21 protein-coding genes are annotated in these 18522 nt (G+C 67.7%); 3 read left to right on the forward strand and 18 right to left on the reverse strand.

What is annotated here, in order from left to right:
* Nucleotide 1: 1 nt before the first annotated feature.
* Both AC07OY_RS02840 and AC07OY_RS02845 read left to right on the forward strand, forming a co-directional pair.
* Nucleotides 2–1318 carry an ABC transporter permease gene (locus AC07OY_RS02840; protein ID WP_495041003.1) on the forward strand — a complete coding sequence of 439 codons (1317 nt, stop codon included), beginning with the start codon at nucleotides 2–4 and terminating at the stop codon, nucleotides 1316–1318.
* Nucleotides 1319–1417: 99 nt separating this feature from the next.
* Nucleotides 1418–2287 carry a DUF4394 domain-containing protein gene (locus AC07OY_RS02845; RefSeq protein ID WP_495041004.1) on the forward strand — a complete coding sequence of 290 codons (870 nt, stop codon included), beginning with the start codon at nucleotides 1418–1420 and terminating at the stop codon, nucleotides 2285–2287.
* Here the strand turns inward: AC07OY_RS02845 and fliR are convergent.
* The 13 genes from fliR to fliF all read right to left on the reverse strand — a co-directional run bounded on the left by fliR (nucleotide 2284) and on the right by fliF (nucleotide 14173).
* A complete protein-coding gene (fliR, locus tag AC07OY_RS02850; RefSeq protein ID WP_495041005.1) occupies nucleotides 2284–3048 on the reverse strand; it encodes a flagellar biosynthetic protein FliR in 765 nt (254 codons plus the stop codon). The two genes, AC07OY_RS02845 and fliR, sit on opposite strands and share 4 nt — an antisense overlap.
* 603 nt (nucleotides 3049–3651) lie before the next feature.
* Complete coding sequence (gene fliQ, locus AC07OY_RS02855; RefSeq protein ID WP_495041006.1) at nucleotides 3652–3921, reverse strand: flagellar biosynthesis protein FliQ; 270 nt, start codon at nucleotides 3919–3921, stop codon at nucleotides 3652–3654.
* Nucleotides 3922–3939: 18 nt separating this feature from the next.
* Nucleotides 3940–4689, reverse strand: coding sequence for a flagellar type III secretion system pore protein FliP (gene fliP / locus AC07OY_RS02860; RefSeq protein WP_495041007.1), 750 nt, complete (start codon nucleotides 4687–4689; stop codon nucleotides 3940–3942).
* Entirely contained in the window at nucleotides 4679–5002 is a 324-nt protein-coding gene (locus AC07OY_RS02865; protein ID WP_495041008.1) for a FliO/MopB family protein, read from the reverse strand. The genes fliP and AC07OY_RS02865 overlap by 11 nt, the downstream gene beginning before the upstream one ends.
* Before the next feature lie 64 nt (nucleotides 5003–5066).
* Nucleotides 5067–5513, reverse strand: a complete 447-nt coding sequence (gene fliN, locus AC07OY_RS02870) for a flagellar motor switch protein FliN (RefSeq protein ID WP_495041009.1) — start codon at nucleotides 5511–5513, stop codon at nucleotides 5067–5069.
* Nucleotides 5503–6507 (reverse strand): flagellar motor switch protein FliM, encoded by a 1005-nt coding sequence (fliM, locus tag AC07OY_RS02875; RefSeq protein ID WP_495041010.1) that lies wholly within the window; start codon nucleotides 6505–6507, stop codon nucleotides 5503–5505. The genes fliN and fliM overlap by 11 nt, the downstream gene beginning before the upstream one ends.
* 94 nt (nucleotides 6508–6601) lie before the next feature.
* Nucleotides 6602–7195, reverse strand: coding sequence for a flagellar basal body-associated FliL family protein (locus AC07OY_RS02880; RefSeq protein WP_495041011.1), 594 nt, complete (start codon nucleotides 7193–7195; stop codon nucleotides 6602–6604).
* 124 nt (nucleotides 7196–7319) lie between these two features.
* Entirely contained in the window at nucleotides 7320–8591 is a 1272-nt protein-coding gene (locus AC07OY_RS02885; RefSeq protein ID WP_495041012.1) for a flagellar hook-length control protein FliK, read from the reverse strand.
* 14 nt (nucleotides 8592–8605) lie between these two features.
* Nucleotides 8606–9052 (reverse strand): flagellar export protein FliJ, encoded by a 447-nt coding sequence (fliJ, locus tag AC07OY_RS02890; RefSeq protein WP_495041013.1) that lies wholly within the window; start codon nucleotides 9050–9052, stop codon nucleotides 8606–8608.
* A gap of 50 nt (nucleotides 9053–9102) precedes the next feature.
* Complete coding sequence (fliI, locus tag AC07OY_RS02895) at nucleotides 9103–10530, reverse strand: flagellar protein export ATPase FliI (protein WP_495041014.1); 1428 nt, start codon at nucleotides 10528–10530, stop codon at nucleotides 9103–9105.
* Complete coding sequence (locus tag AC07OY_RS02900; RefSeq protein ID WP_495041015.1) at nucleotides 10527–11297, reverse strand: FliH/SctL family protein; 771 nt, start codon at nucleotides 11295–11297, stop codon at nucleotides 10527–10529. Before AC07OY_RS02900 ends, fliI begins: the two co-directional genes overlap by 4 nt.
* A gap of 168 nt (nucleotides 11298–11465) precedes the next feature.
* A complete protein-coding gene (gene fliG / locus AC07OY_RS02905) occupies nucleotides 11466–12461 on the reverse strand; it encodes a flagellar motor switch protein FliG (RefSeq protein WP_495041016.1) in 996 nt (331 codons plus the stop codon).
* Between the two features lie 14 nt (nucleotides 12462–12475).
* A complete protein-coding gene (gene fliF / locus AC07OY_RS02910; RefSeq protein ID WP_495041017.1) occupies nucleotides 12476–14173 on the reverse strand; it encodes a flagellar basal-body MS-ring/collar protein FliF in 1698 nt (565 codons plus the stop codon).
* A gap of 147 nt (nucleotides 14174–14320) precedes the next feature.
* On the opposite strand from fliF, the gene fliE reads away from it, so the two are divergent.
* Nucleotides 14321–14647, forward strand: a complete 327-nt coding sequence (fliE, locus tag AC07OY_RS02915; protein ID WP_495041018.1) for a flagellar hook-basal body complex protein FliE — start codon at nucleotides 14321–14323, stop codon at nucleotides 14645–14647.
* 22 nt (nucleotides 14648–14669) lie between these two features.
* Here fliE and AC07OY_RS02920 read toward each other — a convergent pair whose 3' ends face one another.
* The 5 genes from AC07OY_RS02920 to fliD all read right to left on the reverse strand — a co-directional run bounded on the left by AC07OY_RS02920 (nucleotide 14670) and on the right by fliD (nucleotide 18386).
* Entirely contained in the window at nucleotides 14670–15158 is a 489-nt protein-coding gene (locus AC07OY_RS02920) for a pilus assembly FimT family protein (RefSeq protein ID WP_495041019.1), read from the reverse strand.
* Nucleotides 15155–15886: a flagellar brake protein gene (locus AC07OY_RS02925; RefSeq protein WP_495041020.1), complete on the reverse strand. Its 732-nt coding sequence runs from the start codon at nucleotides 15884–15886 to the stop codon at nucleotides 15155–15157. Before AC07OY_RS02925 ends, AC07OY_RS02920 begins: the two co-directional genes overlap by 4 nt.
* A gap of 169 nt (nucleotides 15887–16055) precedes the next feature.
* On the reverse strand, nucleotides 16056–16355 hold the full coding sequence (locus AC07OY_RS02930) for a flagellar protein FliT (protein ID WP_495041021.1): 300 nt from the start codon (nucleotides 16353–16355) through the stop codon (nucleotides 16056–16058).
* Nucleotides 16356–16396: 41 nt separating this feature from the next.
* On the reverse strand, nucleotides 16397–16834 hold the full coding sequence (gene fliS / locus AC07OY_RS02935) for a flagellar export chaperone FliS (protein ID WP_495041022.1): 438 nt from the start codon (nucleotides 16832–16834) through the stop codon (nucleotides 16397–16399).
* A 127-nt stretch (nucleotides 16835–16961) separates the two neighbouring features.
* Nucleotides 16962–18386, reverse strand: a complete 1425-nt coding sequence (gene fliD, locus AC07OY_RS02940; protein WP_495041023.1) for a flagellar filament capping protein FliD — start codon at nucleotides 18384–18386, stop codon at nucleotides 16962–16964.
* Nucleotides 18387–18522: the final 136 nt, after the last annotated feature.

The following is an 18522-nucleotide window of genomic DNA, read 5'->3' on the forward strand; positions in this document are numbered from 1 at the left end:
CATGAAGTTCCTGAAGAATCTCGGTCTCATCCTCCTCACCATCCTGCTGCTGGTCGGCTGGGTGGCCATGCCCTGGTATGGCGCTCTGGCGCTGGCCGTGCTGCTGGCCGCCTGGATGCTGCTGTTCCGCACCGGCGCCCAGACCCGCTCGGTGGCCTCGGTCGGCATCAGCACACTGACACAGCGCCTGGGCTCCTCGGCCGTCATCGTCGTCGGCATCGCCGGCGTGGTGGGCGTGCTGGTGGCTCTGCTCGCCATGGCCGAGGGCTATGCGCAGACGCTGCGCAACTCCGGCAGCGAGGACACCGCCATCGTCATGCGCGGCGCCTCGGCCAACGAGGTCTCGTCCTCGCTGAGCCGCGAGGACATCGTGCAGATCGAGCAGGCGCCGGGCATCGCCCGCAATGCCAAGGGCGAGCCCATCATCTCGGCCGAGACCGTCGTGGCCGCCAACCTGCCCATCAAGGGCAGCCCGACCGGCGACACCGGCAGCGCCCAGGTGCGTGGCATCAGCGAGGCGGCATTCGCGGTGCGGCCCAACGCCAAGATCGTCGAGGGCAAGACCTTCCAGCCGGGCCTGCGCGAGATCATCGTCGGCAAGGGCGCGGTGCGGCAGTTCGAGGGCCTCAAGGTCGGCGCGACGCTGAAGCTGGGCAACCAGCCCTGGACCATCGTCGGCATCTTCGCCTCGGGCGACTCGATGGAGTCCGAGCTCTGGGCCGATGCCAATGTCGTCAACGACACCTACAAGCGCGGCAGCGGCCGCAACTCGGCGACGGTCAAGCTTGAGAACCCGGCGGCCATCAAGGCCTTCGGCGAGGCGCTGGAGGCCAACCCCCAGCTCAAGGTCAAGGCCACCACGACGCTGGCCTTCTTCGCCAAGCAGGGCGAGCAGATGACCAAGGTGCTGCGCATCATCGGCATCACGGTCGGCTCCATCATGGCCGTCGGCGCGGTCTTCGGCGCGCTGAACACCATGTTCGCCGCCGTGGCGACGCGGGCGCGCGAGATCGCCACCCTGCGCGCGATCGGCTTCCGCGGCCTGCCGGTGGTCGTGGCGGTGATGCTGGAGACCACGCTGCTGGCCCTGATCGGCGGCCTCATCGGCGGCTTCGTCGCCTGGCTGCTGTTCAATGGCTTCGAGGCTTCGACGATGTCGGCCGGTGCGGTCGGCAAGCTCAGCTTCAACCTGGCCGTGTCGCCGGGCCTGCTGTGGGAGGGCATCAAGTGGGCCCTGGCCATCGGTTTCGTCGGCGGCCTGTTCCCGGCGGTGCGCGCGGCCTCGCTGCCGGTCACGACGGCGCTGCGCGAGGCTTGAGGTCAAGCTAGGGGGAGGGCGCCGGAAGCTGCATCCGGCGCCGGCTCGGGGGCGTAGCCGGAGGTGGACCCTTCCCACCCCCCACCCAGGAGCTCTTCCATGACGTCATCCCTTCGCACCGCTTTGGCCGCCGCGGCCCTGCTGGCCTGCGCCTCGACCCAGGCGGTCACGCTGATCGGCCTGAATAGCCAGGGCCAGATCAGCCGTATCGATACCGGCAACATCGCCGGCGCGACGAACACGGCCATCAGCGGCCTGATGGCGGGTGACCGCCTCGTCGGCATCGACACCCGGCCCAAGGACGGCAAGGTCTATGGCGTCAGCACGCTGAACCAGCTCTACACGGTCAATGAAATGACCGGCGCGGCCACCTGGGTCGCGACGCTGAGCGCCTCGGTCATCCAGGCCAATCTCGGCTACGGCATCGACTTCAACCCGGTAGCCGACTTCGGCACGGGCGCTTCGCTGCGCCTGGTCAGTTCGGCCGGCGACAACTTCGCCATCAACGCGGCCACCGGCGTGGTCGGCAACCTGGCCAACAAGGTCGCTGCCGGCTATACCGGCGTGGCCTATACCAACGCCACGCTGATGCCCGCTGCAGCGCCGGCCAGCACGGCCCTGTACTACATCGATGCCAGCAACGACACGTTGGCCATGGCACCCTCGGCCTTCAACACGCCGACGATCACGACGGTCGGCTCTCTCGGCGTGGATGTGCTGAAGGCCAACGGCTTCGAGATCCTCGGCAACGGCCAGGCTTTTGCGGCGCTCAACATCGATGCCGGCACCTCGCTGGCCACGGGCATCTACAGCATCAACCTCGGCACTGGTGCCGCGACGCTGCTGGGCACCTACAACGGCACGTTGTCGGGGCTGACGGTCAGTGCCGTGCCGGAGCCGCAGACCTATGCGCTGATGGGCCTGGGGTTGCTCGGCCTGGCCGTGTTGCGCCGTCGTCGCCGCGACTAAGAGAAAGCTGAAAGCAGACGCTCGAGCGCCACGGTGAAAGGCGTCTGCATCAGCGGCAGCGTGGCCACCATGCCGATCAGGCCGATGCTGACCGTCAGCGGGAAACCGACCGAAAAGACGCCGATCTGCGGCGCGACGCGGGAGATGACGCCGAGCACGAGGTTCACGAACATCAGCATGGTGATCAGCGGCAGCGCGATCCACAGCCCGATGCTGAAGATCTCGGCCCCCCATTGCTGGGGCATGGCCACGCGCAGGAAGGCAAAGGGCTCGGTGCCGACCGGGAAGGCGTGAAAGCTCTGGATCAGCGCATTGATCAAGAGCAGATGGCCGTTGATGGCGATGAAGAGGAAGGCCACCATGCTGCCGAAGAAGCGGCTGCTGGCCGTGCCCTGGGCGCCCGTGCCGGGGTCGAAGAAGCCGGCGAAGTTCAGGCCCATCTGCAGGCCGATGATTTCCCCGGCGAATTCCAGCGCCGCGAACACGACGCGCACGGCAAAGCCCATGGCCAGGCCGATCAGCAGCTGCTGGGCGACCAGCAGGGTCAGGCCGGGCAGGGAGTCCAGCGGCGTGACCGGCATTTCGGGCAGCGAGGGTTGGGCCGCGACCGAGATGAACAGGGCCAGGCCGACGCGCAGGCGCAGCGGCACATTGCGCTGGCTGAAGGTGGGCATGCCGGCGAACAGGGCCAGCGTGCGGATGAAGGGCCACAAAAGTGGGTTCAGCCAGGCGAGGAGTTGGGCTTCGGTGACGGAGAACATTTTTTAGGTGCTCTCTCGGTACTTCTGTGTGGTGGCCAATGCCGTGCCGGGAGTCCGTCCCGGCGGCCGGGTAACTTTCTTCTGCGGGGCCAGAAGAAAGTCACCAAAGAAGAGGCCCTGAACCGCACACGAGCACCACGCCGCGATGAACGGCGCGCGAAAACGCTCACCGTCAGGTCGGGCCGAAGCGAACCGCTGCGCTCTCGCGTCTGACTTGTCACGAGCACCATCCATCGCCCCGGCTGCCCGTCCGACGCACGGCTGCACGCCGGGCTCACCAGAACAGCCAAATGAAGCGTCGCTCGGGCGACGCGGCTGTTCGGTATTTCCTGGTGAGCCCGGCGTGCAGCCGGCGTTAAGCGGCGTGAAGAGGCGATGGATGGCGCTCGTCATAGGGACAGCAGCGAGAGCGAAGCGGGTCGCGTGAAGGCGCTGTCCAGGTCCGAGCACAGCGAGCGTGGTCTCCCGCTCGAGTGCGGATTGCATTAGCGCTCCTCTTTTGGTGACTTTTCTCTGGCGCGTCAGAGAAAAGTTACCCGCCCTCGCCGGGCGGATTCCGGCGGCACTGCATCGAGTCGGGAGGCTTCCGGCAAAAGCAACCACTCAACCCACCACCGTCGGAATCGTCATCAACGTCCTTTGGATGTACTCCACCAGCGTCGTCATCATCCATGGCCCGGCGATGGCCAGCGTCAGCACGGCGGCGACGACCTTGGGCACGAAGGACAGCGTCGCCTCGTTGATCTGCGTGGCCGCCTGGATCACGCTGATGACGACGCCGACGAGCAGCACCACGATGAGGATGGGCGCGGCCACCAGCATCAGCATGTAGAGGCCTTGCTGGCCGAAGGTGAAGACTTGTTGTGCGTCCATGACGGGTCAACTCAAAACTCAAGTGACAAAGGAAGCTGCGAGGGAACCAAGCAGCAGGTTCCAGCCGTCCGCGAGCACGAACAGCATCAGCTTGAAGGGCAGGGCGACGAGCACGGGCGACAGCATCATCATGCCCAGGCTCATCAGCACGCTCGCCACGATCATGTCGATGACGAGGAAGGGGATGAAGATCAGGAAGGCGATCTGGAAGGCGCTCTTCAGCTCGCTGGTCACGAAGGCCGGCACCAGCACCTTGAAGGGCACGTCCTCGGCCTTGACGCTGGCGTCCAGCTTGGCCAGGCGCGAGAACAGGGCCACGTCGGCCTGGCGGGTCTGCTTCAGCATGAAGCCGCGCATCGGCACCTCGGCGCGCTTCAGGGCCTCGTCGAACTGGATGCTGCCGGCGCTGTAGGGCTGCCAGGCCTCGGCATAGACCTTGTCCAGCGTCGGGCTCATGACGAAGAAGGTCAGGAACAGGCTCAGGCCGACGATGACCTGGTTGGGCGGCGCGGCCTGGGTGCCCAGGGCCTGGCGCATCAGGCTGAGCACGATGGCGATGCGCGTGAAGGCCGTCATCATCAGGATGACCGCCGGCAGGAAGCCCAGGGCCGTGAAGAACAGCAGGGTCTGGATGGGCACCGAGTAGCTGCCGCCGGCGCCCTGGCCGACCAGGAGAGGCAGGCTGGCCGGCGGTGTCTGGCCTTGGGCGACCGCGGCACCGGCTGCGAACAGCAGGCCGGTCGTCAGCAGCAGGGATTTACGACGCATCGCCGCGCTCCTTGTTCAGCAGCTTGGCGAAGCTGGCCGGCGCGACCGGCTCCGCCTGCGGCGGCATCACATGCAGGGTGGTGATGTTCTGGGCGGTGGCGCCCAGCACCAGCCAGCGGCGGTCCTCGCCCTGGCCGACCTCGACGACGAGGAGGCGCTGGTTGGGCGCCATCGGCAGCTGGGCCACGACGCGCAGCACGCCGGCTGCCGCGGCGCCGCCCATGGGCGTGCGCTTGAGCAGCCACAGCGCGACGGGGATCAGCGCGACGATGCCGAGGAACCACAGAAAGGGCAGCAGGCCGGAGGTGTTCATGCCTCGGCATTCTGCGGACGGACTTGAGCCTCCGAACCCCCTAAGTGGCCGGCTTAAGGGGGTGTTATGCGGCCTTGGACAGGCGGCGCATGCGTTCCGAAGGCGTGACGATGTCCGTCAGGCGGATACCGAACTTGTCGTTCACGACGACCACTTCGCCCTGGGCGATCAGGTAGCCGTTGACCAGCACGTCCATGGGCTCGCCGGCCAGGGCGTCCAGCTCCACCACCGAGCCCTGGGCCAGTTGCAGGATGTTCTTGATCGGGATGCGGGTGCGGCCCAGTTCAACGGTCAGCTGGACGGGGATGTCCAGGATCATGTTGATGTCGTTGCCCGGCCCCGCGCCGCCGGTCGGCGTGAAGTTGGCGAAGCTGGGCGTGGACACCTGCTCGGGTTCCGCCATGATCTCGGTCGCAGGGGCTGCAGCGGCGGGCGCGGCTTCGGCCAGGGCCGCAGCCCATTCGGCCGCCATCGCGTCCTGTTCTTCTTGGCTGGGTGAATCAGGACTCATGTTTGGCTCCCAACCAGCTCTCTTGCGGGCCGGTCAGCATCTTGTCGATCTTGAGGGCGTAGCGCCCGTTGGACGTGCCGTAGTGGCAGTCGAAGACGGGCACCCCGTCCACCTTGGTCTGGATCATGGGATCCAGGTCCAGTTCGATGAAATCCCCCGGCTTGAAGGCCAGCAGCTGCTCGACCGTGGCCGGCGCCGTGCCCAGCTCGGCCACCAGTTCCACTTCGGCCGACTGGATCTGCGTCTTGAGCAGATTGATCCAGCGGCGGTCGGGCTCGGAGGAGTCGCCGACGGTCGTGGAATACAGCACGTCGCGGATGGGCTCCAGCGTCGAGTAGGGGATGCAGAAGTAGATGGTGCCGCTGGTCTCGCCGATTTCCAGCGTGAAGGACGTCGACACGACGATCTCGCTGGGCGTGGCGATGTTGGCGAACTGGGGCTGCATCTCCGAGCGCTGGTATTCCAGCTCGAGCGGATAGATGCCCTTCCAGGCCTTGTGGTACTCGGCGAGGATGACCTCGACGATGCGGGTGATGACGCGCTGCTCGGTGGGCGAGAAGTCGCGGCCCTCGATGCGGGCGTGGAATTTGCCGATGCCGCCGAACAGCGAGTCGATGACGGCGAACACCAGCGTCGGGTCGCAGACGATCAGCCCGCTGCCGCGCAGCGGCTTGACCGACACGATGTTGAAGTTGGTGGGGACGACGATCTCGCGCAGGAAGGCGCTGTACTTCTGCACCTTGATGCCGCCAATGGCGACTTCCGGGCTCTTGCGGATGAAGTTGAACAGGCCGACGCGGATGTTGCGCGCGAACCGCTCGTTGATGATTTCCATCGTGGGCATGCGCCCACGAACGATGCGTTCCTGGCTGGCGAGGTTGTACTCGCGTATGCCGCCGACCTGCTCCTCTTCGGCCTCGAGCTTCTGGCTCTCGCCGGTGATGCCCTGGAGCAGTGCATCGACTTCGTCTTGGGAAAGGATTTGCTGATTCATTTGCGCGCTCCGGACCGCGGCGCCGGGCCGCCCCTAGGCGTAGTCCGCAGCCCCCTTGGGGGGCGGGCAACGAAGTTGGCCGGGGTCAACATGACTACTGCACGATGAAGTTGGAGAACAGGACTTGCGTCACGGGGCTTTCCACGTGGGCCTTTTTCTTCTTCTTTTTCTTGGGCGCGTCGCTGGCGGCCGCGTGGTCGTCGTCGTCATCGAGCTCGATGCCCATGGGGCGCACCGACTCGCGCATGATGTCCTTGGCGAGCTTTTCCTTGCCTTCCTTGGTCAGCAGCTCGGCGGCGGTCTTGTGGGCCAGCACCATCAGCACATTGCTGCGGATGGCCGGCATATAGGCCTTGATCTGGTCGGCGAACTTGGGGTCCTCGACCTGCAGCGTGACGCCGACCTGGGCGAAGCGGTCCACGTCCTTGTCGGCCAGGTTGACCGTGAACGGGTCCAGGGGCACGAAGGTAGGCGGGTGGTCGCTCTTGGCGTGGGCCTTCTTGACGGGTGCTTCGGTGGCCTCGGCGCCATCCTCGCCGTCTTCCGGCGGTGGCTTCTTCTTCAGCAGCATGACGGCCGCACCACCCCCCACCAGCACGAGCACGAGCACGGCGGCAATGATGATGATGAGCTTCTTGCTGCCGCCCCCCTTGGGCGCGGCGGCTTCGGCAGCCGGCGCAGTCGCCATGTGAACTCCTTGAACGTTCGCCGCCCACTGCAGGCAGTGGGCACATGCGCTCGATTATTGACCTCGAGGGCGCGTGGCAAGCCTTGATTAGCCGGAGCCGGGCGTGGCTATTTACGCTTCAGCTTCAGGCAAAGGTGTCGAGCAGCCCGACGCTGCGCCGGGCCGGCGCGGCCACGGTGCTGGTGCCGATGCGGCCACCACCGGTATTTGTTCGCGAACCAGGGCCGTCGTCACGCGAGCCGGCTTCGGTATCGCCGTCCTGGGCATCCTGCCTGGCCTGCTGGAAGACGCCGCCGCCGGACAGCGTCAGGCCCTGGCCCTGCAGCGCGGCGGCCAGGTCGGGCAGGCTCTGCTCCAGGGCCTGGCGGGTCTCGGCCTGGACGGCATGGAAGGACACCTGGGCCTGGGACCCGTCGACGACGATCTGCACGGACACCGGGCCCATGTCGGCCGGATTGAGCTGCAGTTCGGCCTGCTGCACGCCATCCACGGCCAGCAGGCTGACGCGCGCGCCCAGCTCGGGCGCGAAGGCGCTGCTGTGCAGGGCCGCGTGCACCTGGCCGCTGGCGGTGGTGGGCGCAGCATCGGCCACGGCGGTGGTGGTCGGCATCGCCTGGGCCAGCACGGCGGCAAAGCTCGTGGGCAGGGCGGTCGGGGCGGTCGCGGCCTGGGGCGCGTTGGCGCCCGCTGAAGTGGAGGCGATCTGCTGGGTTTCGCTGGCCATGGCGCCGCGTGCGGCGGCGGCCTTGTCGGCGGCCGTCAGGTCCACGCCCTTGGCGCGCGGGGCTGAGTCATGGGCGGGAGCGTCGGCCGCGCGCCGTTCGGAGGCGGCGCTCGAGCTGGCGTCGGCGCTGCCGCTGGTGCGGGCCGTGCCCAGCCCGGCTTCGTCGTCGACGGCGCGGTTGATGCGGCCGCGGCCATGTCGGACGCCAGGCGCTTCGCCCTCGGCCGCGTCGCTGCCGGAGGCAGGCAGCGTGGGCGTGGCGGAGGCCGGCTGCGCCTGCGGCGCCATGCCGATGAGCTGGGTGAATTCTTCGAGGCCGGAGGTTTCAGTGTCCTGCGCCGCATCCTGAGTGGCGATGTCCTCGTCGCCGGCCTCGCTCTTCTTGGCGGCGTCGGGTTTGGCCGATGCAGCGGCATCGGGCGCGCGGTTCTGGGCCGGCTTGGCCGGGGCCGTCGAGGCCGGGCGGCGGGCCGTGGCCGGGGCGGGCGCGGCGGTGGGCTCGCTGGCCGTCGATTCGGCGTCGCCGGGTTCCGGCGATGGCAGCGCGGGCTGGTCGTTCAGGAATTGGGCAAAGCTGGGGCCGCCGGCGCTGCCGCTGGCGGGCAGGGCGGCCTGGACGGCGGGCGGCAGGGCGGCCGGCTTGGGGGCGATGGTCTGGGAAGAGGCAAGCATGGTGGCGGACCTCCTCAGGCGTGGGCCGTGCGGCGCAGGTGGGCGCGGGCGGCGAATTCGTCCGACGCGCGCTGCTCGCGGCGCTGGACGGCCTTGTCGGCTTCGGCCTGGCGGCGGGCAATCAGCTGGCGCAGGGCTGCCACGCGCAGTTCGGCCTCGCGCAATGCGTCACGGGCGCGAGTCTGGCGCTGGTCGGCGTGGTTGGCCACATGGTTCTGCGTGTCCACGGCCTGGTCGATGCGGCGGCCAAAGCTCTGGTAGCAGCCGACGATGTCCATGGTCGTGGCCTGGGCGAAGCTCTGCGTCCAGCGCTGCTGGTAGTCCTGGCGGTAGCCGGCCAGCTCGCCGTGCTGGGCACGGGCGGCCTGGGCCTGGGCACTGGCGGCATGCAAGGCCTGGGCGGCCTGATCCCGTTCGGCTTCGGCTCTTTCCAACAGCAGGCTCAGCGTAGTTGCACTCATTCAAAACTCCAGCGGCGCTCAGTCGATATCGGCGGGCGCCGACTCGAGGTTTAGGCGCCCTGGACCACGGCCTGCAATTGATTGACGCTGGCGTGAAGAAGTGCCGGGCTGTGCATGTCCTGCTGCAGCAGCCGCGTCATGTCGGCATGCAGGCGCACGGCCAGGTCCAGCTCGGGGTCGCTCCCGGGGGCATAGGCGCCAAGCTGGATCAGGTCGCGGGCCTTGTTGTATTTCGCCAGAAGCTGGCGGAATCGACGCGCGGAATCGACCTGGTTTTGGGGTGCAACACTGGTCATCACCCGGGAAATGGAGCGCTCGATGTCGATGGCCGGGTAGTGGCCGGCCTCGGCGAGCTCGCGGGACAGCACGATGTGGCCGTCCAGGATGCCGCGCGCCGCGTCGGCGATCGGATCCTGGGGGTCGTCGCCCTCGGTCAGCACCGTGTAGAAGGCCGTGATGGATCCCTCGCCCGGCAAGCCGTTGCCGCTGCGCTCGACCAGCTGGGGCAGCTTGGCGAAGCAGCTCGGCGGATAGCCCTTGGTGGCGGGCGGCTCACCGATGGCCAGCGCAATCTCGCGCTGGGCCATGGCGTAGCGGGTCAGGGAGTCCATCAACAGCAGCACGTGGCGGCCCTGGTCGCGGAAATGTTCTGCAATCGCCGTGGCGTAATGGGCGCCCTGCATGCGCATCAGCGGCGGCGCGTCGGCGGGGGCGGCGACGACGACGCTGCGCTGGCGGCCCTCGTCGCCGAGGATGTCCTCGATGAACTCCTTGACTTCGCGGCCGCGCTCGCCGATCAGGCCGACGACGATGACATCGGCCTGGGTATAGCGGGCCATCATGCCCAGCAGCACCGACTTGCCGACGCCGGTGCCGGCGAACAGGCCCAGGCGCTGGCCGCGGCCGACGGTCAGCATCGCGTTGATGGCGCGCACGCCGGTGTCCAGTGGCGTGCGCACCGGGTCGCGGTCCATCGCATTGATGGGCCGCCTCACCATGGGTTCGTTGTGGATGTCGCTCAGCTCGCCGCCGCGGTCCAGCGGATGGCCGTGGGGGTCGACGACGCGGCCGAGCAGGCCGTCGCCCATCGGCAGGTGCAGCCCGCGGTCCTCGCCACGGCGCCAGGGATGCAGGGGCTGGCCCAACTGGGGCGCCAGCGGCGGCAGGTGGCGCGGCACGACGGTGGCGCCGCTGGACAGGCCCTGGACCTCGTCGGTGGGCATCAGATAGGCGCGGTCGCCCGAAAAGCCGACGACTTCGGCGTTCACCGGCGCGGAGCCGCGGCGCGGGCTGTTGCCGCTGCTGGGCATCTGGATGCGGCAGACCGAGCCCAATGGCACCTTGATGCCGGTGGCTTCCAACACCAGACCGGCGACGCGCACGAGCTTGCCCTGGCACTCCAGCGGCCCCGAGTTGGCCGCCAGCGTCTCGAGGTCAGCCAGATAGCGCTGCCAGCGGTCCGTGCGGGCGGAGGTCATTCGTCCTCTTCCTGGCGGCGGTCTTCCCAGATCGACTGCTGGCCGATGGCCGAGACCGCCTGCTGCCAGCGCGTCGCGATGGTCGCGTCGACGCTGGCGACGTCGGCATCCACCTTGACGCCGCCGCGCGGCACGTCGGGGTCGGGAATGAGCTGGGCCTCGCGGGCCTGCATTTCCTCGCCGGCGCCATCGCGCACCAGCGGGTAGTCGTCGGGATGCACACGCACGCGCACATGGCGGGCCGACAGCTGCAGAGCCTCGACGGCATCGTGGGCAACGCGGGCGATCAGCTCGGGGCGCTGCTCGAGTTCGCTGCGCACGACCTGGCGGGCCAGTTCGACGGCGATGCGGGCCACGGCCGCAGCCATCTCGTCTTCGAGCGCGCGCATTTCGGTGTCGAAACCTTCCAACAGGCCACCGAGCTGGCGGCTCATCTGCTGCGCGAAGCTTTGCTTGAAGGCGTCCAGCGCCGCCATGCCGTCGCGATAGCCGTCCTGGTAGCCGCTCTGGCGCGCGGCGTGCATTTGCTCTTGCACGCTGGGTTCGGGCGGGGGCGGCGGCTGCACCGGCGCTGCTGCGGCCGCGGGCGGTGCTGTCTTGGTGGGCGTGAAAGGCGACGGCGCGGTTACGCCGCCGAGGTTGGACATGCTCCAGGCCTTGGCGCCCTGCAGCTCCTCGCCGGGAATGAAACGGGCATAGGTGTTGCGCCGATCGCTTTCGCGGCGATCGGGCGGCGGCACTTGCCGTGGAGGTGGACGGGTAGCCATGTCAGGAGTTCAACCCGTGTATTGTGGGCCGAGCGCCGGGCCGCTCCCTAGCCGGCCCGCTCTGGCGATGTGCTCGTGGCTCAACGCCGCGAGCATCGCCGTCCCCTCGGGGGACCGACCGGGCTTGCCTGCGTTCAGCAGGGCAGGACTGGGCGAGGGGCTCCATGTCTAGACGAACTGGTCGTCGCCGCCGCCGGCCAAGACGATCTGGCCTTCGTCCACGAGACGGCGCACGATCTTGAGCATTTCCTTCTGCTCGGCCTCGACCTCGGACAGCCGCACCGGGCCGCGGCTATCGAGATCCTCGCGCAGCGTCTCGGCGGCGCGGGTGGACATGTTGCGGAAGATCTTCTCGCGCAGGTCGGCGCTGGCGCCCTTGAGGGCGACGACGAGGCTCTCGCTCTGGACTTCCTTGAGCATGGCCTGGATGCCCTTGTCGTCGATCTTGTTCACGTCGTCGAACGTGAACATGTTGTCCATGATCTTCTGGGCCAGGTCGGAGTCGGCTTCGCGGATGTAGTCCAGCACCGAGGCTTCGACGCTGGAGCCCATCATGTTGATGATTTCGGCGGCCGTCTTGGCACCGCCCAGCGAGCTCTTCTTCATGCGCTCGCCGCCGGCCAGGATCTGGCTCATGACTTCATTCAGATCCTTCAACGCCGTCGGCTGGATGCCGTCCAGCGTGGCGATGCGGATCAGCACCTCGTTGCGGCCGCGCTCGGTGAAGAGCTTGAGGACGGAGCTGGTCTGGTCGAAGTCCAGGTGGGCCAGGATGGCCGCAATGATCTGCGGGTGCTCGTTGCGCAGCAGCTCGGCCACGCTGGCGGCGTCCATCCACTTCAGGCTTTCGATGGAGGAGACGTCGCTGCCTTGCAGGATGCGGTCCAGCAGCAGATTGGCCTTGTCCTCGCCGAGGGCCTTGCGCAGCACGGCGCGCACGTATTCGTCGGTGTCGGTGACCAGGGTGCTCTGGGTCTCGGCGACGGCGTCGAACTTGTCGAGCACGGTCTCGACCTGGGCGCGCTTGATGACCTTGAGCTTGGCGATGGTCTCGCCCAGCGCCTGCACTTCCTTGGGCGACAGATGCTTGAAGACCTCGCTGGCTTCTTCTTCGCCCAGCGACATCAACAGGATTGCGGCGTTTTCTATGCCTTTGTCGTCCATGGTTCAGCTCGGAATCAGGCCGCGGTTTCTCCGGCCATCCAGTCGCGCACGATATTGGCGACGGCCACCGGATTGTCGCGGGCCAGCAGGCGGGCGCGGTCAAGTTTCTCGTTGTGCACCGGGGCTTCCAGGCGCGGCATGCCGGCGCCACCAGGCAGCAGCTCTTCGTCGTCGACAACCTCGTCCACGGTCTCGGGCTTGTCTTCCTCCGGCAGCGGTGTGGCGGCGGCCTTGATCGCCGGGCGGATCATGCCGAAGACGGCGATCAGCGCGATGGCGACGAAGGCCAGGGGCACGATGGCGCTGCGGGCGATGTCCAGCAGCCAGGGCTGCTTGTAGAAGGGCGTGTCGGCCGGTTCGGTCTTGTCGACGACGAAGGGCGCGCTGATGACCTTGACCGAGTCGCCGCGATCGGCGCTGAAGCCCATGGCTTCCTTGACCAGGTCGGTCAGGCGGGTGATCTCGTCGGCCGAGACCGGCTGCTGGGTGGTCTTGCCCTTGGCGTCGGTCACCGAGCGGTGGTTGACGACGATGGCCGCGTTCAGGCGCTTGACGTTGCCGACGGCGCCGCGGGTGACACGCACCGTCTTGTCGAGCTCGTAGTTGGTGACCTGCTCGCGGCGGCCGCTGCCATTGCCGGCACCGCCTTGAGCGGCCTGCAGCGGGGCGCTGGCGCCATTGACGGGCGCGGTGGCCGGCACGGGCGGCTGGTTGGTTGCGGCGCCGGGGACGCCGGTGGCCGTGGCGTTGCCGGCGTTGTTGCTCTCGTTGCTCTGGCTGGAGCGGACGGCGGCCTGGGTGTTGGGGCCCTGGTTGGGGCGGTATTCCTCGGCGGTGGCTTCCGTCTGAGAGAAGTCCACGTCGGCGGTGACGGTGGAGCGCAGGTTCTCGCGGCCGACGACCGGCTCCAGCAGCTCGAAGATGCGCTTGTTGTAGCCGGCCTCGATCTGCGTCTTGTATTGCAGCTGCTGGCTGTCCAGGCCGGTGGCGGTGTCGGCGCCGGTCTGGGAGATCAGGGCGCCGGTCTGGTCCAGCACGCTGACGGCCTTGGGGTGCAGTTCGGGCACGCTGCTGGAGACGAGGTGGACGATGCCGGCGATCTGGGCGCGGTCCAGCGTGCGGCCGCCACGCAGCGTCAGCATGACGCTGGCGCTGGGCTTTTGCTGCTCGCGGAAGAAGCCGTTCTGCTGCGGGATGGCCAGGTGCACGCGGGCATCGGCCACGTCGGACATGGCGGTGATGGTGCGCGTCAGCTCGCCTTCGAGGCCGCGCTGGAAGTTCAGGCGTTCGTTGAACTGGGTCTGGCCGATCGACGACTTGTCCATCAGCTCGAAGCCGACCGCGTTGCCCGTGCCACCCTTGGGCAGACCCTGGGCGGCGAGCTTCATGCGCAGTTCATACACCTGGCTGGCCGGCACAAGGATGGTGCCACCGGCCTCGTGCTTGTAGGGCACCTGCATGGCCGACAGCGCACCGATGACGGCGCCGCCGTCCTTGTCGGCCAGGCCACTGAACAGCGGGCGGTAGTCGCCCTGGCTGGACCAGAGGGTGATGGCCAGCACGGCGCCGGCCAGGGCCAGCAGGCCGGCACCCATGGTCAGCTTGCTGCGCAGCGGCAGGCCATTGAGGCGCTGCACGAAGTTGGGCTGGCCATTGACCGGGGTGATCATCACCGGGGCGGCGGCAGCGGGGGCGCTCAGGGCGTTGTCCATCGGGTGGGCAGATACAGCGGAGGCCGGGGAATCCGGCGATGGCGCAAATTATTCGTGCGCCCACCCTCAAGAAAGCGCCGAAGTGGCCGACTGCGCCCACGCATCTCCTGGCTTCGCGCCCGTGACTTGCTGCCAAAGTCCTGCCCCATGGACATGAAGCTGCGCCCCTTCGACTTCGCCCAGGCCGCCGCCCGTGCGGGCCTGGCGGTCAATGGCACGCCGCTTGCCCCCAAGCCGGCCGCGACGGCCGGCGCCAGCTTCGGCGACGCGATGTCGCAGGCGCTGAAGAACGTCAGCGCCCAGCAGAACGATGCGGCGCGCATGCAGCGCGAGGTGCAACTGGACAACCCGACCGTCAGCCTGGAAGAGACCATGGTCGCCATGCAGAAGGCGCAGATCGGTTTCCAGGCAACCTTGCAGGTGCGCAACCGCCTGGTTTCGGCCTATTCCGAGATCATGAACATGCAGGTCTGAGCGGTTCGCTCGATCTGGCGCTTCAGCAACTGCCTTTTCGCGCATCCGCGCCGCAGATGGCCGGCCGGCCCAGCGGGTTCAGGTCCAGATACAGCTGCTGGTTGCGGTCGTTGGAGATACCGATGCGCGTCCAGTCCAGGGCCCGCCCCATGCCGGCCTGGAAGGTGATGGTCTGGCCCGACTGCAGCAGCGTGCCCTTGTGCTCGCGGTGGTTGATGGCGCCCAGCTCGCAGCGCGGCAGGCCGGTGGCGCAGTCGCAAGGTGCCGTACGGCTGGCTCCCCAGCACCACTTGGCGCCGCTGCTGAAGCTGACATAGATGTTGCGGCCCTCGTCCACGCTGAGGGCGCGGGCGCGGCGCAGGTCCTGCTCCAGCAGTTCGGCCACATGGCGCAGGCGCTGGCGAGCCAGATAACTCGCATAGCTGGGCACGGCCACCGCCAGCACGATGCCCAGCACGGCCAGCACGAAAACGACTTCGATCAGCGTGAAGCCCCGGCGTCCTCTTGTCATGGGTCCAGCTTCAGCAGGCGGCGGCGTTTCTGCGTCTGGTCGACATAGACCTGCAGCGAGCGGCCGGCATTGGCGTCGAGGTCGACGAAGGAGCAGCCCAGTTGCTGCAGGCCGCTGGCATCGCCCGCGATCGGGCTGACATGGTGGGGCAGCAGGGCGACGCGCAGGGCGCTGATGCGGTCCAGTTCCAGCACGAGGCCGTCGCTGACCTGGCCCACGGGCAGGGGCGCGAAATCCGTTGGCAGGGCGAGAGCGAGGCCGCCGATGCTGATGTCCAGCACGCGCAGCGCCCGGCCCGGCTGTTCGGCGCCCGGCAGCACGACACGCGGGTAGGCGCTGCCGGCGGGCTGAACGCGAAAGGACTGGCGGCGCTGGAAGCGATAGAGCCTTGTCGGCAAGGCGCTGCGCAGCACGGTGCCTTGTTCCCCGCTGACGAGGACGGGGGTCTCGAGCTCGAACTGGAGCTTGATCGCGCCGAGATAGGCAACGCCGGTGATCTCGCCGTCCGCCACCAGGGCCTGGCTGATGCCGTTGGGATCGGTGGCGATCTCCAGGCCAATGAGGTCTGCGTCGATGTCCAGGGCGACGATGCGGCTGGACAGGCTCTGGCCCTGGGGGCCGCTCAACAGCACGCCGGCGTTCTCGCGCTGCAACTGCTGCAGATAGGCCGCGATCTCGGCGCTTGAGGCGACGCGCAGTTCCTCGGAAGTGGGTTCAGGAGCGCTCATGCCAGGATGGTAGCTGGGCTGCTTGTCTTGCGGGCCGAGCGCCGGGCCGCTCCCAAGCCGGCCCGCCTTGGGCGATGTGCTTGCGGCTCAATGCCGCAAGCATCGCCGTCCCCTCGGGGGACCGGCTGGGTGCGTCCGCGTTCAGCAGGGCGCAACCGGACGAGGGGCTTCAGTGCACCATCCGGCTCTTGCCCTTCATGACGTGATCGAGATCCTCCAGCCACGGCTCGGCCAGGTGGCGGATCTCGGCGTCATTGAGGAGGATGCGCTGCATGATGCGCGTCTTCAGCTGCGATTCGCCCGGCGCCAGATGAGCCTGGCTGGCGGCGGACTTCAGCTGCGAGATCAGCAGCACGCAGGCGCCTTCGAGCTTGACGACCTCGTCCCAGTTGCCCGTGCGGGCGGCCGACAGCATGTCGGCGCTGGCCTGTTCGATGGCCTCGTAATAGTTGAGCAGTTCGGAATTCATGGGGCGTACCGGAAAGCGGGGGCAGGGCGGGGCGGGAGAGTTCAGGCGGCCTTGGGGGCACGCACCGCGGGGCTGTCGGCGATGGCTGCCCAAGCGTCGCGCACCGGCAGCAGCAGGCGCTTGCATTCCTCGATGGCGGCGACATCGCTGTGCAGGTTGGCGTGGGTCAGCCGCATGCACAGATAGGCGTAGAGGTCACGCAGGTCGTGGGCCAGCGGGTTGGATTCCAGGTTGAGGGCCGCCTTGAGGCCTTCGTCCAGGATGCGCACGCAGCGGCACAGCGAGTTGTTCTTGACCGTGGTGTTGCCGGCCTGGATGGCCGCCAGGGCCAGGTTCATGCCCTCCACGACACCGTCGAACAGCAGGGCGACGAGGCGGTGCGGGCTGGCGCTGAGGACGTCGGTTTCGACGCCGACCTTGCCATAGGCAGAACCGCTGCGATGGGCTCGGGAGGCAAACGGGGAGGAGGATCCGTACATGAGGTTTCTCTGGGCTGGATACCTTCAAATTTCGGCGCCCCGCCGGGGAACTTGAGGCTGCCTACCCACCCCGGTGGCGTGAAAAAGGCGCCCTTGGGCGCCTTGTTTGAACATCGTGGCGCCGGCCTCAGCTGGAGGACGAACTGCCGAACTGTTTGTTGACGTAGGCCGACAGCGCGCTGAGCGAGCTCATCTTCGTGTCCAGGGCGGCGTACTGGGCGCGCAGGCGCTTCTCCGTCAGCGACAGCGAATCTTCCATGCGGTCGATGCGCGTGTCGTTGTTGGCGATGCGCTTTTGCAGTGCACTCTGGCCGCTGGTGATGGCGCCGTCCGTGCCCAGGATCTTGGTGGCGAAGCTGTTCCACTGCAGGGCAAAGCCCTGGTTGGTGGGGGTCGTCGTGTCGGGGGCCGCGAACAGCTTCTTCAGGTCGGTCAGATTGGTCAGCGCCTTGTCGAGCTTGGTGTTGTTGACTGTCAGCGCGCCGTTCTGGCCCGGTTCCAGCCCGATGTCAGACAGGCGACCAAAGGCGCCGGCCAGCGTCGTCGTGCCTCCGGTGATGCCGCGCAGCATCTGCTGCACCGAGACGGCCTTGGTGTCGCCCTGCAGCACGCCGGCGGCCTTGCTGCCGGCGTCGTACTTGGTCTGGTCGCGCATCAGATTCATCAGCGCGTTGTAGGCGGTGCTGAAGTCCGTGATGGCCTTCTTGATGCTGGTGGTGTCGTTGTTGGTGCCGATGCTGATGGTGCCAGCGTCGGCGGCCGTTCCGCCCGTGGGCACGGTCGTCTTGAGCAGATTGACGGTCACGCCGTCGGACAGGCCGGACAGCGTGTTGCTCTCGGAGGTCAGGTCGAGGCCGTTCCAGTTGAACTGGGCATTGCGGGCGACCTGGGTCTGGCTCAGGCCTGCGCCGCTGCCGTCGTAGACGAGGTCGGCGAGGGCGGCGTCGGGACTGGTGATCTGGAAGGCCTGGTTTTCACCGGTGCTCAGCGAGCGGATGACCAGGCGGGTGCCGGCGGCGTCGTTCACCAGGCTGGCATTGACGCCCACATTCGCGGCATTGATCTTGTCGCGGATGCTGGTCAGCGTGTCGGTGGCGCTGACGGTGATGGAGGCGGGCGTGCCGCTGCCGGGCGTGAAGACCGGCGGGTCACCGGCCCAGCGGCCCAGCGCGATGGTCAGGGTGCCGTCGCCGAGGGTCTGGCTGCCGTTGGTGAAGATGCGGCTGGCCACCGACTGGGCCGAGGCCAGCTGGCTGACCTTGAGCAGGTGGTTCTGGCTGCCGGCGCTGCTGGCGTTGACCGTCGCGACGGAGGTGTCGGACACGCTGACCGTGGATGAATTCCACAGGCTGGCGTCGGACAGCTTCTGGGCGGCCGTCTGCATGCTGGACACGGCTGACTGCAGCAGGCCGTAGGCTGAGATCTTGGTCTGAAGCTTGGCCGAAGCCTGCTTGATGTTGTTGATCGGCTGTTGCTCGATCGACATCAGCTTGCTGACCAGGCTTTCGACATCGAGACCGCTGCCGATACCGAGCGATGAGATGGTGGCCATATCCCTTTCCTGTTAGACCCGTTCCGTAGGGCCTTCGGCATGCCGGCGGCGAACTTTAGGAATATTTTCGCGAGACCGGCGCTGAAACGACAAAGCCGGGACTTCCGACACGCGGAATCCCGGCGTTGCTGGGGGT

This window comes from Roseateles sp. GW821-FHT09H10, from assembly GCF_059415865.1.

Coding starts and splice junctions, on each gene's coding strand:
- AC07OY_RS02840 (WP_495041003.1), top strand. CDS start 2: ATGAAGTTCCTGAAGAATCTCGGTCTCATCCTCCTCACCATCCTGCTG.
- AC07OY_RS02845 (WP_495041004.1), top strand. CDS start 1,418: ATGACGTCATCCCTTCGCACCGCTTTGGCCGCCGCGGCCCTGCTGGCC.
- fliR (WP_495041005.1), bottom strand. CDS start 3,048: ATGTTCTCCGTCACCGAAGCCCAACTCCTCGCCTGGCTGAACCCACTT.
- fliQ (WP_495041006.1), bottom strand. CDS start 3,921: ATGGACGCACAACAAGTCTTCACCTTCGGCCAGCAAGGCCTCTACATG.
- fliP (WP_495041007.1), bottom strand. CDS start 4,689: ATGCGTCGTAAATCCCTGCTGCTGACGACCGGCCTGCTGTTCGCAGCC.
- AC07OY_RS02865 (WP_495041008.1), bottom strand. CDS start 5,002: ATGAACACCTCCGGCCTGCTGCCCTTTCTGTGGTTCCTCGGCATCGTC.
- fliN (WP_495041009.1), bottom strand. CDS start 5,513: ATGAGTCCTGATTCACCCAGCCAAGAAGAACAGGACGCGATGGCGGCC.
- fliM (WP_495041010.1), bottom strand. CDS start 6,507: ATGAATCAGCAAATCCTTTCCCAAGACGAAGTCGATGCACTGCTCCAG.
- AC07OY_RS02880 (WP_495041011.1), bottom strand. CDS start 7,195: ATGGCGACTGCGCCGGCTGCCGAAGCCGCCGCGCCCAAGGGGGGCGGC.
- AC07OY_RS02885 (WP_495041012.1), bottom strand. CDS start 8,591: ATGCTTGCCTCTTCCCAGACCATCGCCCCCAAGCCGGCCGCCCTGCCG.
- fliJ (WP_495041013.1), bottom strand. CDS start 9,052: ATGAGTGCAACTACGCTGAGCCTGCTGTTGGAAAGAGCCGAAGCCGAA.
- fliI (WP_495041014.1), bottom strand. CDS start 10,530: ATGACCTCCGCCCGCACGGACCGCTGGCAGCGCTATCTGGCTGACCTC.
- AC07OY_RS02900 (WP_495041015.1), bottom strand. CDS start 11,297: ATGGCTACCCGTCCACCTCCACGGCAAGTGCCGCCGCCCGATCGCCGC.
- fliG (WP_495041016.1), bottom strand. CDS start 12,461: ATGGACGACAAAGGCATAGAAAACGCCGCAATCCTGTTGATGTCGCTG.
- fliF (WP_495041017.1), bottom strand. CDS start 14,173: ATGGACAACGCCCTGAGCGCCCCCGCTGCCGCCGCCCCGGTGATGATC.
- fliE (WP_495041018.1), top strand. CDS start 14,321: ATGGACATGAAGCTGCGCCCCTTCGACTTCGCCCAGGCCGCCGCCCGT.
- AC07OY_RS02920 (WP_495041019.1), bottom strand. CDS start 15,158: ATGACAAGAGGACGCCGGGGCTTCACGCTGATCGAAGTCGTTTTCGTG.
- AC07OY_RS02925 (WP_495041020.1), bottom strand. CDS start 15,886: ATGAGCGCTCCTGAACCCACTTCCGAGGAACTGCGCGTCGCCTCAAGC.
- AC07OY_RS02930 (WP_495041021.1), bottom strand. CDS start 16,355: ATGAATTCCGAACTGCTCAACTATTACGAGGCCATCGAACAGGCCAGC.
- fliS (WP_495041022.1), bottom strand. CDS start 16,834: ATGTACGGATCCTCCTCCCCGTTTGCCTCCCGAGCCCATCGCAGCGGT.
- fliD (WP_495041023.1), bottom strand. CDS start 18,386: ATGGCCACCATCTCATCGCTCGGTATCGGCAGCGGTCTCGATGTCGAA.